This is a genomic window from Mycobacterium sp. IDUB_21, assembly GCF_055419425.1.
The window spans coordinates 1-13,942 of the sequence record NZ_JBVAXQ010000010.1; the positions used below are offsets into that span (position 1 = coordinate 1).

General features: G+C 66.7%; 15 protein-coding genes and 2 riboswitches. Of the genes, 7 read left to right on the forward strand and 8 right to left on the reverse strand.

The genetic code is table 11. The features are described from left to right. Positions 1 to 235: 235 nt before the first annotated feature. The 4 genes from ACZYY4_RS15300 to ACZYY4_RS15315 all read left to right on the forward strand — a co-directional run bounded on the left by ACZYY4_RS15300 (position 236) and on the right by ACZYY4_RS15315 (position 4,400). Positions 236 to 1,027, forward strand: coding sequence for an SDR family oxidoreductase (locus ACZYY4_RS15300; RefSeq protein ID WP_463810851.1), 792 nt, complete (start codon positions 236 to 238; stop codon positions 1,025 to 1,027). Between the two features lie 11 nt (positions 1,028 to 1,038). Further along, a complete protein-coding gene (locus tag ACZYY4_RS15305) occupies positions 1,039 to 2,115 on the forward strand; it encodes an NAD(P)H-dependent amine dehydrogenase family protein (protein WP_463810852.1) in 1,077 nt (358 codons plus the stop codon). Further along, a complete protein-coding gene (locus ACZYY4_RS15310; RefSeq protein WP_463810853.1) occupies positions 2,115 to 3,344 on the forward strand; it encodes an Nramp family divalent metal transporter in 1,230 nt (409 codons plus the stop codon). Before ACZYY4_RS15305 ends, ACZYY4_RS15310 begins: the two co-directional genes overlap by 1 nt. Before the next feature lie 126 nt (positions 3,345 to 3,470). Beyond that, complete coding sequence (locus tag ACZYY4_RS15315; RefSeq protein WP_463810854.1) at positions 3,471 to 4,400, forward strand: SAM-dependent methyltransferase; 930 nt, start codon at positions 3,471 to 3,473, stop codon at positions 4,398 to 4,400. Here ACZYY4_RS15315 and ACZYY4_RS15320 read toward each other — a convergent pair. Continuing rightward, positions 4,397 to 5,314: an acyl-ACP desaturase gene (locus ACZYY4_RS15320; RefSeq protein WP_463810855.1), complete on the reverse strand. Its 918-nt coding sequence runs from the start codon at positions 5,312 to 5,314 to the stop codon at positions 4,397 to 4,399. The two genes, ACZYY4_RS15315 and ACZYY4_RS15320, sit on opposite strands and share 4 nt — an antisense overlap. Positions 5,315 to 5,497: 183 nt before the next feature. Next, positions 5,498 to 5,926 carry an SRPBCC family protein gene (locus ACZYY4_RS15325; RefSeq protein ID WP_463810856.1) on the reverse strand — a complete coding sequence of 143 codons (429 nt, stop codon included), beginning with the start codon at positions 5,924 to 5,926 and terminating at the stop codon, positions 5,498 to 5,500. Positions 5,927 to 6,119: 193 nt separating this feature from the next. On the opposite strand from ACZYY4_RS15325, the gene ACZYY4_RS15330 reads away from it, so the two are divergent. Next, a complete protein-coding gene (locus ACZYY4_RS15330) occupies positions 6,120 to 6,860 on the forward strand; it encodes an SDR family NAD(P)-dependent oxidoreductase (protein WP_463810857.1) in 741 nt (246 codons plus the stop codon). 29 nt (positions 6,861 to 6,889) lie between these two features. Here the strand turns inward: ACZYY4_RS15330 and ACZYY4_RS15335 are convergent, their stop codons facing one another. After that, a complete protein-coding gene (locus ACZYY4_RS15335) occupies positions 6,890 to 8,101 on the reverse strand; it encodes an acyl-CoA dehydrogenase family protein (protein ID WP_463810858.1) in 1,212 nt (403 codons plus the stop codon). A gap of 98 nt (positions 8,102 to 8,199) precedes the next feature. Then, positions 8,200 to 8,261: riboswitch (Fluoride riboswitch) on the forward strand. 26 nt (positions 8,262 to 8,287) lie between these two features. Here ACZYY4_RS15335 and ACZYY4_RS15340 point away from each other — a divergent pair. After that, a complete protein-coding gene (locus ACZYY4_RS15340; RefSeq protein ID WP_463810859.1) occupies positions 8,288 to 9,364 on the forward strand; it encodes a PPE family protein in 1,077 nt (358 codons plus the stop codon). Positions 9,365 to 9,380: 16 nt separating this feature from the next. Beyond that, the gene (locus tag ACZYY4_RS15345; RefSeq protein WP_463810860.1) at positions 9,381 to 10,430 is read left to right on the forward strand and encodes a PPE family protein; all 1,050 of its coding nucleotides are present in this window, start codon (positions 9,381 to 9,383) and stop codon (positions 10,428 to 10,430) included. A 6-nt stretch (positions 10,431 to 10,436) separates the two neighbouring features. On the opposite strand, the gene ACZYY4_RS15350 is transcribed toward ACZYY4_RS15345, so the two are convergent. The 5 genes from ACZYY4_RS15350 to ACZYY4_RS15370 form a co-directional block, all read right to left on the reverse strand. Further along, positions 10,437 to 10,805, reverse strand: coding sequence for a fluoride efflux transporter FluC (locus ACZYY4_RS15350; protein ID WP_463810861.1), 369 nt, complete (start codon positions 10,803 to 10,805; stop codon positions 10,437 to 10,439). Beyond that, positions 10,802 to 11,152 (reverse strand): DUF190 domain-containing protein, encoded by a 351-nt coding sequence (locus tag ACZYY4_RS15355; protein WP_463810862.1) that lies wholly within the window; start codon positions 11,150 to 11,152, stop codon positions 10,802 to 10,804. The genes ACZYY4_RS15350 and ACZYY4_RS15355 overlap by 4 nt, the downstream gene beginning before the upstream one ends. Continuing rightward, on the reverse strand, positions 11,149 to 11,598 hold the full coding sequence (locus tag ACZYY4_RS15360) for a fluoride efflux transporter FluC (RefSeq protein ID WP_463810863.1): 450 nt from the start codon (positions 11,596 to 11,598) through the stop codon (positions 11,149 to 11,151). The genes ACZYY4_RS15355 and ACZYY4_RS15360 overlap by 4 nt, the downstream gene beginning before the upstream one ends. A 27-nt stretch (positions 11,599 to 11,625) precedes the next feature. Continuing rightward, on the reverse strand, positions 11,626 to 13,407 hold the full coding sequence (locus ACZYY4_RS15365; RefSeq protein WP_463810864.1) for a molybdopterin-dependent oxidoreductase: 1,782 nt from the start codon (positions 13,405 to 13,407) through the stop codon (positions 11,626 to 11,628). A gap of 25 nt (positions 13,408 to 13,432) precedes the next feature. Continuing rightward, a riboswitch (Fluoride riboswitch) is annotated at positions 13,433 to 13,494 on the reverse strand. Positions 13,495 to 13,534: 40 nt separating this feature from the next. Then, the gene (locus ACZYY4_RS15370; protein WP_463810865.1) at positions 13,535 to 13,927 is read right to left on the reverse strand and encodes a nuclear transport factor 2 family protein; all 393 of its coding nucleotides are present in this window, start codon (positions 13,925 to 13,927) and stop codon (positions 13,535 to 13,537) included. Positions 13,928 to 13,942 lie beyond the last annotated feature (15 nt).

Here is a 13,942-nt window from a genome sequence, read left to right on the forward strand (position 1 = left end):
GTCACCGAAGTCCTGATACACCAACTGTCACCCATGTCCTGATGCAGAACTGTCACCGATGTCTTGAGACATCACACGATAGCGGTCAGCGAGGGCAAGTTCGACTCGAACATATGTTCGACTATACCGGAATCTTCCGACACGCGCAGCCGCGCGCCGGATTGCCAGAAACCGAATTAGAACATGTTTCAGAAATGTCCTTCCAGGGCCGGCGAACCCTTGCTACGGTGACGCCGTGATACTCGACAAATTCCGGATTGACAACCAGACAGCCGTCGTCACCGGCGCTGGCCGGGGCTTAGGCGCGGCGATCGCGGTCGCCTTCGCCGAAGCCGGCGCCGACGTCGTCATCGCCGCGCGCACCCGATCCCAACTAGAGACCGTCGCCGAACAGATCGAAGGCGCCGGCCGTCGTGCCCACATCGTGGTCGCCGACCTGGCCCACCCCGAGGAGACGGCCAAGCTGGCCGCCGAGGCGGTCGAGGCGTTCGGCAAGCTCGACATCGTCGTCAACAACGTCGGCGGCACGATGCCCAACACGCTGCTGACCACTTCGGCCAAAGACCTCAAAGACGCGTTCACCTTCAACGTCGCCACGGCGCACGCACTGACCATCGCGGCTGTGCCGCTGATGTTGGAGCATTCCGGCGGCGGTTCCTTCATCAACATCACCTCCACCATGGGCCGGGTACCCGGGCGGGGTTTCGCCGCCTACGGCACAGCCAAAGCCGCGCTGGCCCACTACACGCGGTTGGCGGCCCTGGACCTGTGCCCGAAGATCCGCGTCAACGCCATCGCCCCGGGATCGATCATGACCTCGGCACTGGACGTGGTGGCTTCCAATGAAGAACTGCGCACTCCGATGGAGAAGGCCACGCCCATGCGCCGACTCGGACAGCCCGACGAAATCGCGGCCGCCGCACTGTATCTGGCCTCGCCGGCCGGTAACTACCTGACCGGCAAGGTGCTCGAGGTCGACGGCGGCATCACCTTCCCGAACCTCGACCTGCCCGTCCCCGACCTGTGAGGAACTGACCTATGACTATCCGTGTGGCCCAAATCGGCACCGGCAACGTCGGCGTGCACGCCCTGAAAGCACTGATCACCAACCCCGAGTTCGAACTGACCGCGGTGTGGGTGTCCTCGGACGCCAAGGCCGGCAAGGACGCCGGAGAGCTTGCCGGAGTTGATGTCTCGACCGGAATCAAGGCGACGACGGATCTGGACGCGGTGCTGGCGACCAAACCCGATTGCGCCGTGTACACCGCGCTGGCCGACAACCGGCTCGTCGAGGCGCTGGAGGATTTCCGGCGCATCCTGGCCGCCGGTGTCAACGTCGCCGGCAGCAGCGCGGTGTTCCTGCAGTACCCGTGGCAGGTGTTGCCGCCGGAGATGTTGTCCCCGCTGGAAGATGCGGCGCGGGAGGGCGGTTCGAGCTTATTCATCAATGGCATCGACCCGGGCTTTGCCAACGACCTGCTGCCGCTGGCGCTGGCCGGGACCTGCCAGAGCATCCAGCAGATCCGCTGCATGGAGATCGTCGACTACGCGACCTACGACAGCGCCGCCGTCATGTTCGACGTGATGGGATTCGGGAAGCCGATCGACGAGATCCCGATGCTGCTGCAGCCGGGTGTGCTGAGCCTGGCGTGGGGTTCGGTGGTACGGCAGCTCGCCGCGGGCCTGGGGATCGAGCTGGACGAGGTGGTGGAGATCTACCAGCGCGAACCGGCGCCCGAGGACTTCGAGATCTCGGCGGGGCACATCGCCAAGGGCTCCGCTGCGGCCCTGCATTTCGAGGTGCGCGGCATGGTCGACGGGCAGGTGGCCGTTGTGCTCGAGCACGTCACCCGACTGCGCGACGACCTCTGCCCGGACTGGCCGCAGCCGGCTCAGCCCGGCGGGTCCTACCGCGTCGAGGTGACCGGGGAGCCGTCGTACGCGCTGGACCTCTGCTTGTCCAGCCCCAACGGCGACCACAACCATGCCGGGCTGGTGGCCACCGCCATGCGGGTGGTCAACGCGGTCCCGGCGGTGGTGGCCGCCGAGCCGGGTATCCGGACAACCCTGGATCTGCCATTGGTCACCGGACGGGGGCTCTACGCTCGTAGTTGATGACGCAGAGGGCCGAGCCGGCACCGGGAAAGCCGGGCTGGTACCTGCTCGGCCCGGCGTTCGTCGCCGCCATCGCCTATGTCGACCCGGGCAACGTCGCCGCCAATGTCAGTGCCGGCGCGAAGTTCGGCTATCTGCTGGTCTGGGTGATCGTCGCCGCGAACGTGATGGCCGGCCTGGTGCAGTACCTCTCCGCCAAGCTGGGCCTGGTGACCGGGCTTTCGCTGCCCGAGGCGGTCGGCAGTGTTGCCCGCCGCCCCACTCGGATCGCGTATTGGCTGCAAGCCGAATTGGTCGCTATGGCAACCGATCTCGCCGAGGTGGTCGGTGGCGCCATCGCACTGCATCTGATCTTCGGCCTTCCGCTGCTGCTGGGTGGACTTATCACCGGAGTGGTGTCGATGGCACTGCTGATCGTCGGTGACCGGCGTGGACCGCGGACTTTCGAGCAGGTTTCCAGCGGACTGCTGGCCATCATCGCGATCGGCTTCCTGGCCAGCCTGGTGGTCGGGCCACCGCCGGTGGCCGACGTCGCCGGTGGCCTGCTTCCCCGCTTCGAGGGCACCGAGAGTGTGCTGTTGGCTACCGCGATCCTGGGGGCCACGGTCATGCCGCACGCGGTGTATCTGCACTCCGGTCTGGCCCGCGACCGGCACGGGCGCTCCGAAGCCGGCCCGTCCCGGCGACGCTTGCTGCGGGTGACCCGATGGGATGTCGGCCTGGCAATGCTGGTGGCCGGCACGGTGAACCTGGCCATGCTGGTGGTGGCCGCGGCGAACCTGGCCGGTCGGGAGGGCACCGGCTCGATCGAGGGTGCGCACGCCGCGGTGCGTGACGCACTCGGCCCGACCGTCGCGCTGTTCTTCGCCGTCGGGTTGCTGGCCTCCGGCCTGGCGTCGACGTCGGTGGGCGCCTATGCCGGCGCGATGATCATGCAGGGCCTGTTGCGGGTGTCGGTGCCGTTGCTCCTGCGCCGTCTGGTCACGCTGATCCCGGCGCTGGTGATCCTGGCGATCGGGATCAATCCCACCCGCGCACTGGTGATCTCCCAGGTGGTGCTCTCTTTCGGCATCCCGTTCGCACTGGTGCCGCTGATCCGGCTGACCAACGACCGCGCGCTGATGGGGGCCGACGCGAACCGCCGGCTGACCTCAGTACTCGGCTGGACCGTCACCGTGATGATCGGCCTGCTCAATGCGGCGCTGATCTACCTGACCGTGGCGAGCTGACGAGTCCCGCACTCCTCAAAGCGCTGGGCGTTCCTAACGCATGCCTACCTTGTCCTTAAGTTGTTAAATAAGCTAATTACTTGCTAGGCTAACTAAATCTCGCACCATACGACCCGAGGAGCAGGCATGCCACGCACCGACAACGACACCTGGGACCTGGCCACCAGCGTGGGAGCCACTGCCACGTTGGTCGCCGCAGCCCGGGCGATCGCCACCAACGCCGACAACCCGCTGATCGACGACCGATTCGCCGAGCCGCTGGTCCGGGCTGTCGGGGTGGATTTCCTGACCAAATGGGCTGCCGGGGAACTGGCCTCCGCCGACCTCGACGAACACGAGTCCAGCTGGAAGCTCGGCCAGATGCCCGATGCGATGGCCGTCCGCACCCGATTTTTCGACGCATTCTTCGCCGAAGCAGCGCAAGCCGGAATTCGCCAGGCGGTGATCCTGGCGTCCGGCCTCGACGCGCGCGCCTACCGGCTGGCCTGGCCCGCCGGCATGACGGTCTACGAGATCGACCAGCCTGCGGTGCTGGCTTTCAAGACCGCGACACTGGCCGATCTGGGCGCCGAGCCGACAGCCGATCGCCGTGCCGTCGCCATCGACCTGCGCGATGACTGGTCGACCGCGTTGATCGAGGCTGGGTTCGACCCCGCCCGACCCACCGCGTGGATCGCCGAGGGACTGCTCGGTTACCTGCCGCCGGAAGCGCAAGACCGGCTGCTGGACAACATCTCCGCCCTGAGCGCCGACGGCAGCCGACTGGCCACCGAGGCTATCCCGGACATCTCAGCGGCCGGCTACGAGCAGGCTCGGGAGACGATGCGCAGCGCCACCGAGAAGTGGCGTGCGCACGGCTTCGACCTGGAATTCTCTGAACTCGGATACGAGGGCGAACGCAACGACGTTGCCGCCTACCTCGACGCGCTGGACTGGCGTTCGACCGGCAGGCCGATGAGCCAACTCCTGGCGGACCACGGCCGTCCGACACCCGCACAGAGCGCCGACTCGGTGTCGGTGGCCGACACGATCTACTACACCTCGATCAAGGCCTAGGCGGAGACGCTCTCGCGTGCTTTGGCCCTCTCCTCGTAGTACGTCGCTCGCTCGTCGAGCATCTTGAGGAACCCGACGGTCTGCTCGCGGGCCTGCTCGCCTTCGGCTCCGAAGTCGTCGCGCTCGAAGACATTCCAGAACCGCAACACCGGCTGCACCACGTCATCGTGGTGGATGCGCATGTCGTAGATGCCGGCCTTGGCGATCATGATCGCGTTGTCCTGGAAGCCGGGCATGTTCATGCCGGGCATCGAGAAGCCGATCACCTCGTCACGAATGGCGCACATGGCGTCGTCCGGCGAGATGTCGAGGGCCGCCTGCATCAGGTTGCGGTAGAACACCATGTGCAGGTTCTCGTCGAGGGCGACCCGAGCCAGCAACTGGTCGGCGAGCGGGCAGCCGGAGGCCTTGCCGGTGTTGCGATGCGACACCCGGGTGGCCAGTTCCTGGAACGACACATAGGCCAGCGCCTGCAGCGGCGTCTTGTCGCCGGAGTCGTAACCGGCGATGGTGTGCCGCATCCGCATGTTCTCGAGGTTGACCGGGTCGATACCGCGGGTGACGACGAGGTAGTCGCGCAGCGCGATGCTGTGGCGGCCCTCCTCGGCGGTCCACTGCCCGACCCAGCTGCCCCAGGCGCCGTCCCGGCTGAAGCGGGTGGCGATCTCTCGGTGATACGACGGCAGGTTGTCCTCGGTCAGCAGGTTGACCAGCAGTGCGGCCTTGGCGACCGGGTCCAGCGGCGAGTCTTCGGGAACCCAGTCCTCACCGCCGAGGAACGCGAAGTCGCGGCCCTGGCTCCACGGCACATAGTCGTGGGGCAGCCACGGCTTGGCGGCCTTGAGGTGGCGGTTGAGGTTTTGCTCGACGATCGGCTCCAGCTCGTGCAACAGCGCTGTTTGAACATTCGTCATGTTTGCTCCATCCCGGATCGGCATGTGGGCAGTCGATTGGCCCCCCGGCCAAACCTACGGTTCCGTAGGTTTGGCCCCACGGTATGCGTGGAGCTTGGCACATGTCAACCTCGGAATTCCCCGCTTAGGCGCATTCCCCGTCCAATTACCCGCCGGGCGCAGCAGCCATTCCGGCCCCCACCACTAGGTCGTCGCGCGGCTTTCCGACTGCCGTTTGAGTCCGTCGGCCTCCATATCGACATAGCGCCGGATGCGCCCACCGGCGAGCAACCTGCCCAGGCAGGCCATCGGGCCGGTCAACGTGAAGGTCAGGACCGCCTGGACACCCGAGCCGGTCGGGGTGAGCTCGTGGTAGCCGGTGAAGCGGATGCCGGCCGTCGACGCCGTCCAGGTGAAGGACCGCTCGCTCGCCAACTCGGTGACCGTCCAAACCATCGGTCGGCCGGTGGGCTGCCGAACACGGGCAGTGCTGCCCACCCGCAGCTGGCCGGGATCGAGCCGGGTGATCTCGCGCATCGACGCCGTCCAGTCCGGCCAGTGCTCGACATCGGCCAAGACCGCCCACACGTCAGCAGGGTCGGCGGCAATGAGGTCGGTGCGGCTGTAATGCAATGGCGTTCCCCTGCGGTGCGCGGTCTGAACCCGACGTTACCCAGATATTCGCCGGCCCGAGTGAGCACCGTTGAGATTGCGTGCGGGGTCGCCATTCAGTAAGTCCCGGTGCGCAAACTCAACGGCGATTATGGGCTCAACAACTGCCCCTATACGGTGGCGCCGGGAAACGATCTGAGACGAGGGAATCGAAATGACCGATCTGTCCGGCAAAGTTGCATTGGTAACCGGCGCCTCGTCAGGACTGGGTGCGGCGGTGGCTCAGCTATTCGCCCGGCGTGGAGCATCGGTGTTCGGGGTGGCCCGCGACGCCGAACGGTTGGCCGCGGTGTTCGCCGAGGTTCCCGGCGGGCGGTTCGTCAGCACAGACATCAGCACGGCGGCGGCCTGCACGGCGGCCGTCGAGCAGTGCGCCGCACAATTCGGCCGGCTCGACATCCTGGTCAACGTCGCCGGCGCCCACCAGATGCGCCACACGCTGGGCGTCACCGACGACGAGTGGGCCCATGACCTGGCGGTCAACCTCAACGGGCCGTTCTACCTGTGCCGCGCGGGATTGCCGCACCTGCTGGAGAGCGCCGGAAATATCGTCAACGTCGCCTCGATCGCCGGCGTGGAGGGCCAGGCGTACTCGGCGGGTTACTGTGCGGCCAAGCACGGTCTCGTGGGGCTCACCCGGTCATTGGCCGTCGAGTTCACCGCGGAGAAGCTGCGGGTCAACGCCGTATGCCCGGGCGGGATGTTGACCCCCCAGGTGACGAACTTTCAGCTTCCCGAGGGCGCCGACGTCAATCTCGTCATGCGGGTGGCCTCACCGCGCGGCATGAGCTCACCGGCCGACGTCGCGGAGGTGATCGCGTTTCTGGCCAGCGACGCCGCGGCAGCGGTGCATGGCGCGGTGTACATGACCGACAACGGGAAAACGGCCGGGTAGCGACGTCGCGCACCCCTCGCCCTTGCGTGTCAGCGCAGGGCCAGGCCGGTCAGCGCGCGGCCGATGACCAGCCGTTGGATCTCGCTGGTGCCCTCGAAGATGGTGAAGATCTTGGCGTCGCGGTGCATCCGCTCGACCGGGTAGTCGCGGGTGTAGCCGTTGCCGCCGAGGATCTGGATCGCCTCGTCGGTGACATAGACCGCGGTCTCGCTGGCGACCAGCTTGGCCATCGAACCCTCGGCGTTGTCGAAGGACTTGTCGTTGCGCCCCATCCAACCGGCCCGCCAGACCATCAGCCGGGCCGCGTCGATGCGGCACTTCATGTCCGCCAGCTTGAAGGCGACGGCTTGGAACTCACCGATCTTGCGGCCGAACTGCTCGCGCTGGCAGGCGTATTCGAGGGCGTATTCGTAAGCGGCGCGCGCCACCCCGACGGCCATCGCCCCGACCGTCGGGCGGGTGCGTTCGAAGGTCTTCATCGCGGCCTGTCCCCCGGCGGATGCGCCGGATTTGACGCGGGCAACGCGGTCCTCGAACTTCTCCCGACCACCGAGGATCATGTCCTCGGGCAGACGAACGTTGTCCAGGACGATCTCGGCGGTATGCGAGGCCCGGATGCCGTGCTTCTTGAACTTCTGCCCCTGGGCCAAGCCGGCGGTGTCGGGTCCGATGACGAAGCTGGCCTGACCGCGCGAACCGAGTTCGGGATAGACCGAGGCGACCACGATGTGCACATTGGCGATGCCACCGTTGGTGGCCCAGGTCTTGGTGCCGTTGAGCACCCATTCGCGGGTTGCCTCGTCGTAGCGGGCGCGGGTCCGGATCGCGCCGACATCCGAGCCTGCATCGGGCTCGGATGAGCAGAAGGCGCCGAGCTTGGGGTCGTCGGCGGTGCCGAACATCTCAGGCAGCCAACGACCCAGCTGTTCGGGAGTTCCGTTGCCCGCCAGGGCCGCTGCTGCCAGGCCGGTGCCCAGGATCGACAGCGCGATGCCGGCGTCACCCCAGAACAACTCCTCGAACACCGTCAGCATGCCGATCCCGCTCGGTTCGGCGGCCTGGGTGGCGAACAGCTCGGGTGAGTACAGGCCGATCTTGGCCGCCTCTTGGATGACCGGCCACGGAGTCTCCTCGCGCTCATCCCATTCGGCGGCGGCCGGGCGGACGACCTCGGCGGCGAACTGGTGCACCCAGTCCCGGACCTCGATCACGTCATCACTGAGCTCTATCGAGAACGACATGGTTTCTCCTGGAAAATTTCCGTGGGCCGCCATCCGACACCGTCGGCTTGATTGTGGCACTTCGATTACCGTCGCTTCACCGGCCCCGTCGGTGTAGCATTCCAACAGGCGATGAAGCTCGCCTTAACCGCCGTACCCGGCTGATAGCTTCTACCCCGATTCATTCGTGGTGGAAGGCGGCGCCGGATGGTGTGCGGCAACTTTCCTGCGACAGTCGCAGCGCTGGATTTCGGTGCACTGCCTCCCGAAATCAATTCCGGGCGAATGCATCTCGGCCCGGGCTCCGCCTCACTGATAGCAGCCGCGGCCGCCTGGGATGGGATTTCCTTCGAATTATCCACGGCTGCAGTCGGATACGGCTCGATCATCTCCGATATGACCGGGACCGCCTGGCAGGGGCCAGTGTCGATGGCGATGACGACGGCGGTGACACCGTTCGTAGTGTGGCTGGATCAGACGGCCGGCAGCGCAGCGGAGATCGCCGGTCAAGCCCGCGCGGCGGCCACCGCCTACGAGCTGGCCTTCGCGATGACGGTTCCGCCACCGGTGATCGCCGCCAACCGGAGCCTGTTGGCGGCTCTGGTCGCTACCAACTTCTTCGGACAGAACACCGCGGCGATCGCTGCTGCCGAAGCGCACTACGCGCAGATGTGGATCCAGGACGCCACCGCGATGTACCTCTACGCCGAATCCTCCGCGCTTGCATCGGTGTTGCCGCCGTTCAGCGACCCGCCGCGTACGGCCATTCCGGGCGGGCCGACCGCACAGTCGAGCACCGCAGCCGATCCTGCGGCCCAGCAACTTCAGACGGCGTTGTCGACGCCGCTGGCTCAGATCCTGGAACACGTCCCGAACGTGACGAACTCCGTGCTGTCGACGTGGAACGCGGTGACCTCCGGTCGCGGAATCTACGTCATCAACATGCGGCTTGCCACCCAAGAAGTCGCCCAATCGGATTCACCATTTCCGTTGGGCGCGCGCCTGGCCGCAGCGCCCCGGGTCTCGGCCGCGCTGGGAAGGGCCGGCCCGGTCGGCAAGCTCTCAGCGCCGCCGTCCTGGTTCTCCGCTGCACCCGAGGTACGGCCAACCGCATTGACGCTGACGGATTCGGTCATCACCGCCACCCCTGCCACGTGCGCCGAGACCGCCGGCTGCGGCAGCGTCTTCAGCCAGTCCGTACTGGGCACGCTTTCTCGGGATGGCCCCCGGCCCACGCGCGCCAAAAGCAGACCGATCATCGTGCGCTCCCCCGCCGCCGGTTAGAAAGGATTCCCACGCCATGAACTTCGACATGAATTTCGGTGCCCTGCCACCGGAGGTCAACTCAGCGAGGATGTACGGCGGACCGGGCAGCGGTCCGATGCTGGCAGCAGCCACCGGGTGGGATCAGCTCGCCCGCGAGCTGAACACGTCGGCGGCGGCCTACCGCTCAGTGGTGGCCGGGCTGGCCAGCGACGGCTGGCGAGGCCCGTCATCGACGATGATGGCCGCCGCGGCGAGCCGGTACGTGGACTGGCTGCACGGCACCGCCGGGCAAGCCGAACAGACCGCCGCCCAGGCGCGGGCTGCGGCGGCGGCCTACCAGACGGCTTGGGCAGCCACGGTGCCACCGCCGCTGATCGTCGCCAACCGACTGCGGTTGACGACGTTGATCGCCACCAACTTCTTCGGCCAGAACAGCCCGGCGATCGCCGCCACCGAAGCCGACTACGAGCGGATGTGGGCCCAGGATGTCGTCGCGATGCACAGCTATGCCGCGTCGGCGTCGAGCGCCTCGACCCTGACACCGTTCACTGTCCCGCCCACCGTCACGACACCCACACCGGCTGCCGCGACGCAATCGGCCGCGGCGGTGGATCCGTCGACGCTGCTCTCGCTGGCGCTGGATGTTCCGTCACTGACCAGCGCTGCGGCGTCGACATCGAGTTCGACATTCTCCGGGATCTCCATCCAGACCACCAACCACGCGCTGGTGGTCAACGCGATACGCGACGAACAACAGGGCATCGGACCCTTCATCGCGGGCGCGATCGGTCCGAGCACAACCCCCGTTGCCCAGCCGGCTCTTTCAGCGATGATGGGCCGCGCCAACCTGGTCGGGAGGCTGTCGGTACCGCAGAGTTGGGCGGCGGTTGAGACTGCAGCCTCCGCACCGAGAGCCCTCGCGAGCACCGCCGGCCCGATGACCGCGCTGACGATGCCGACGGCGCTGCCGCCCGGCGTGTTCGGCGAGGCCATGCTGGGCACTCTGGCGGGACGCGGCGTCAACAACGCGGCGGCGAAGTTGCGGCGGCCCAGCGTCATACCCCGGTCACCGGCGGCCGGTTAACTTCGATCACGCCCAGATGGCATGCGCAGCAAGGCCGCCGCCATAGTAGGCGCCGAGCCCGCAGGTCAGGGTGAGGACCACGTTGGCGAGCGCGTAGAGGCGTGCGCCGCCGCCGGCCAGCTGCAAGGTTTCGTAGGAGAAGGTCGAGTAGGTGGTCAGCGCCCCGCACAGGCCGGTGCCGATCAGCAGGTGCAACCGTTCGTCGCCGGCACTCACCGCGCCGGTGAGCGCGCCCAGGATCAGGCTGCCGAGCACATTGGCGGTGAAGGTCCCCCACGCGAATGTGGTGTTGTGCCGGGCTTGCACGAAGCGATCGGTCAGGTACCGCAGTGGCGCCCCCACTGCGGCGCCGGCGATCACCAGCAGCCAGGTCACTGCGGTTCGGCGGGTCGGCCGATGTGCCGGACGACCTCGACTTCGTCGAGGAGTATCAGGCCTTCGGTGACCAACTCGTCGAGCTGCGGAAGGAAGGCGCGGATCCGCTCGGCGGTGTCGACGATGATGACCGAGACCGGCAGATCCTCCGACAGCGACAGCAGCCGGGTGGTGTGGATGGCAGAGGACGCACCGTATCCCTCGACTCCGCGGAACACCGTCGCACCGGCCAGACCGGCCCGGCGAGCACGGTGCACGATCTCACTGAACAGCGGCTTGCGATGCCAGGTGTCGCTCTCGCCGATGAACACCGTCAGGCGCAACGCCGATCCGGTCAGCTGGCTCATGATGTCCTCCTGATGATCAGACCTCGGGTGAGGGCCGCGGCGGTCCAGGTCGTGGTCAGCACCAAGACCGGCGTCGCGAGCAGATAGAAAAATGCCCGGGCCGGATGGCCGGCGGTGGCAAGGCTGTCGACGTCCCCGGCGAACGCAGAGAACGTCGTGTAGCCGCCCAGCACGCCGGTGCCCAGCAGCGGGCGCAGCAGCCGGTGGCCGACCCACAGTTCCGTGATCGCCACCATCAACGCCCCCATCAGCGCGCACCCGCTTACGTTGATAGCCAGTGTGGCCCAGGGGAAACCACCGGACGGGATCGGCCAAGCCAGTTCGACGGCGTGGCGGGCGCACGCCCCGATGGCGCCGCCGACAGCGATCACCGCGACCACCGGCGTCTGCTCGCGCACCGCAGAGGTCCGCCGGCCCCGAATGAACAGGTCAGGGCCGGCGGTCACTGTCGGATCCGGGGGGTTCGGCATCGCTCAGATGGGCATCCGGTAGCCGTAATATTCGTGATCCTCGTTGTAGCCGCCCATCCCGAGGCCGCGGTGGCGGAAGTCGTCGATGAATTCGATGGCCTCGATCCATTTCACCATCTTGAAGCCCAGCTCGTGCTCGTTACGCAGCCGCAGCGGCGCGCCGTGGGCCTCGGTGAGCGGTACGTCGTTCATCTCGTAGGCCAGCAGCGTCGTCGGCTCGCTCATGTGGGCGATCTTGTGACAGTCGTAGTAGCGGCCCTCACTCGACGGGCCGGAACCCTCGGCGAAGGAGTAGAACGCCACCCAGTGCGCCGACGGCAGCGGTCGAACCAGTTCGAGGATGTCGGACATCCGCGCCCCCGCCCATTTGGCGACACCGGTCCAGCCCTGAATGCAGTGGTGGCCGGTGATCTGCTCGTGTTTGGGCAGCGCCAACAGCTGCGCGTAGGTCAGTGTGATCGGGTTCTCCACCAGTCCCTCGATCCGCAGCACGTAGTGGGCCCAGCCGCCTTCCTGCAGCGTGCGGTAGCGCTCGGAGGTGGGCAGGGTTCCGTTCGGCCACAGATACGGTGAGATGTCCTTCGCGGGATAGGTCGCGTCCGGGTGCGGCAGTTCCAGCAGTTCCTGCACCCAGCCGATCATCGCGATACCGATTTTGCGGACCACCGCCGGGTAGCGCAGCGTCAGCGGCGATGCCGCCAGCCACAACGACGTGATGATCGTCATCGCGGCCAGGTAAACGACTAGCGGCCAATAGGATTGGGTATCGGTGCCCAGCACGATGTGGTTGAGGTTGCCCACCAGGCCGGTGGTGAACACCATCAGGGTGTGCACCGCGATGAAGAACACCATCCACGCCAGTACGCCGAAGCGAACCGTCCGCGCCACCTGCTGATTCAGCACACCCCGGTCCAGACCGAATCGTGCCGCGATCGCGGGTGACTGCAGCAGTCCGGTCGCGAAAGCCATTGGCGCGGCGACGAAGACGGTCGAAAAATAGGCCAGTACCTGCAGGGCGTTGTAGTTGGTGAAACCCTCGTTGACCGGAAAGTCCAGCGACGCATACTGAATCATCGTCGACGCCGCATTGGGCAGCACGTCCCACGACTGTGGAACGATCCGTCGCCACTCGCCGCTGGCGTACAGCAGCACGTAGAACACCGCTCCGTTGAGCAGCCACAGCAGGTCGAAAGAGAAATGCCACCACCGCGCCAGGCCCACGGTGTGCCGCACCCCGGGGATACCCAGCCACTTCGGCAACGCCACCGAGTCGTCCTTGGCGGTCCACATCCGGGCGGGTTCGGCCTGGTTCATCCGGTCTTTCGGCACCGGGCCACGCATCCGTAGCCAGGCCGTCCCGGGACGGCAACCCTGGTTGAGATACAACCGTGGGTGATCGGCCAGAATCTGCAGTCCGGCCCGCATCAGAAACATCATGAAGACGATGTTGAACAGGTGCTGCCAGCGCAGCCAGACCGGAAACCCGGTGTCGATCGTGGGCGTCACGCGCGTTGACGTCCCGGGGTAGGCGGCGATGAAGTCCTGCATCCAGCCGTAGTGGCGCAACTGCTGCGCCACTGCGATCCCGACGACCAGCCCGGCCACGCTCAGCGGGATCAGCCACAGCGACGACACCCAGCGTCTACCGAATCGCAGGGCCGGAACCTGCGCTCGCTCTTGGGGGATCGCACCGGCCCACTGGCTGATCTCCACCCGGCGATCCAACACCGGGCGGCGTGGCCCCTGATCGAGCAGCGAGGCCAAATCATTTGATTGTGAAGCCATTCCACGCCTCCCACCTCATGTGTCTCAGGTGGTAGAAGCCATCAGCCGGGGCGGCGGTTTATGGCGAGCTTCATCGCCGTCATCAACTATAACCGCAGGTTGAGCGATGTGCAGCAGCGTTTTCCGGCTACCCGGAGACGGCCTCGCGGGTGATCTGCTCGAACTGCGCCCCCATGGCCTCGGCCAGTGCGGTAGCCGCCGACAGCGGCCGCACCATCACCACGAAGTCGTCGATCTTGCCGTCCGCATCGAGATGCAGGAAGTCGCAGCCGCTTAGTCGTTTGCCGCCCACCGACGCTTCGAACATCAGAGCGTGGTCACGCCCGGCGGGATCGCCGATCTCGCGGACATAGTGGAAGTCTTCGAAGACGCGCATCACAGCGCGCAGGATCGCCGCGGTGATCGGCTTGCCCGGGTAGGGCTTGAATGCCACCGGACTGGTGAACACGACATCGTCGGACAGCAGCGCTTCGATGGCCGCGGTGTCGCGGGCCTCGACGGCTTGCCGGAATGGGTGCATGGAGCGCCTCCGCTG

Excerpts from the sequence above, each read along its gene's own strand:
- ACZYY4_RS15305 (WP_463810852.1), top strand. The coding sequence starts at position 1,039 with ATGACTATCCGTGTGGCCCAAATCGGCACCGGCAACGTCGGCGTGCAC.
- ACZYY4_RS15310 (WP_463810853.1), top strand. The coding sequence starts at position 2,115 with ATGACGCAGAGGGCCGAGCCGGCACCGGGAAAGCCGGGCTGGTACCTG.
- ACZYY4_RS15315 (WP_463810854.1), top strand. The coding sequence starts at position 3,471 with ATGCCACGCACCGACAACGACACCTGGGACCTGGCCACCAGCGTGGGA.
- ACZYY4_RS15320 (WP_463810855.1), bottom strand. The coding sequence starts at position 5,314 with ATGACGAATGTTCAAACAGCGCTGTTGCACGAGCTGGAGCCGATCGTC.
- ACZYY4_RS15330 (WP_463810857.1), top strand. The coding sequence starts at position 6,120 with ATGACCGATCTGTCCGGCAAAGTTGCATTGGTAACCGGCGCCTCGTCA.
- ACZYY4_RS15335 (WP_463810858.1), bottom strand. The coding sequence starts at position 8,101 with ATGTCGTTCTCGATAGAGCTCAGTGATGACGTGATCGAGGTCCGGGAC.
- ACZYY4_RS15340 (WP_463810859.1), top strand. The coding sequence starts at position 8,288 with ATGGTGTGCGGCAACTTTCCTGCGACAGTCGCAGCGCTGGATTTCGGT.
- ACZYY4_RS15345 (WP_463810860.1), top strand. The coding sequence starts at position 9,381 with ATGAACTTCGACATGAATTTCGGTGCCCTGCCACCGGAGGTCAACTCA.
- ACZYY4_RS15355 (WP_463810862.1), bottom strand. The coding sequence starts at position 11,152 with ATGAGCCAGCTGACCGGATCGGCGTTGCGCCTGACGGTGTTCATCGGC.
- ACZYY4_RS15365 (WP_463810864.1), bottom strand. The coding sequence starts at position 13,407 with ATGGCTTCACAATCAAATGATTTGGCCTCGCTGCTCGATCAGGGGCCA.
- ACZYY4_RS15370 (WP_463810865.1), bottom strand. The coding sequence starts at position 13,927 with ATGCACCCATTCCGGCAAGCCGTCGAGGCCCGCGACACCGCGGCCATC.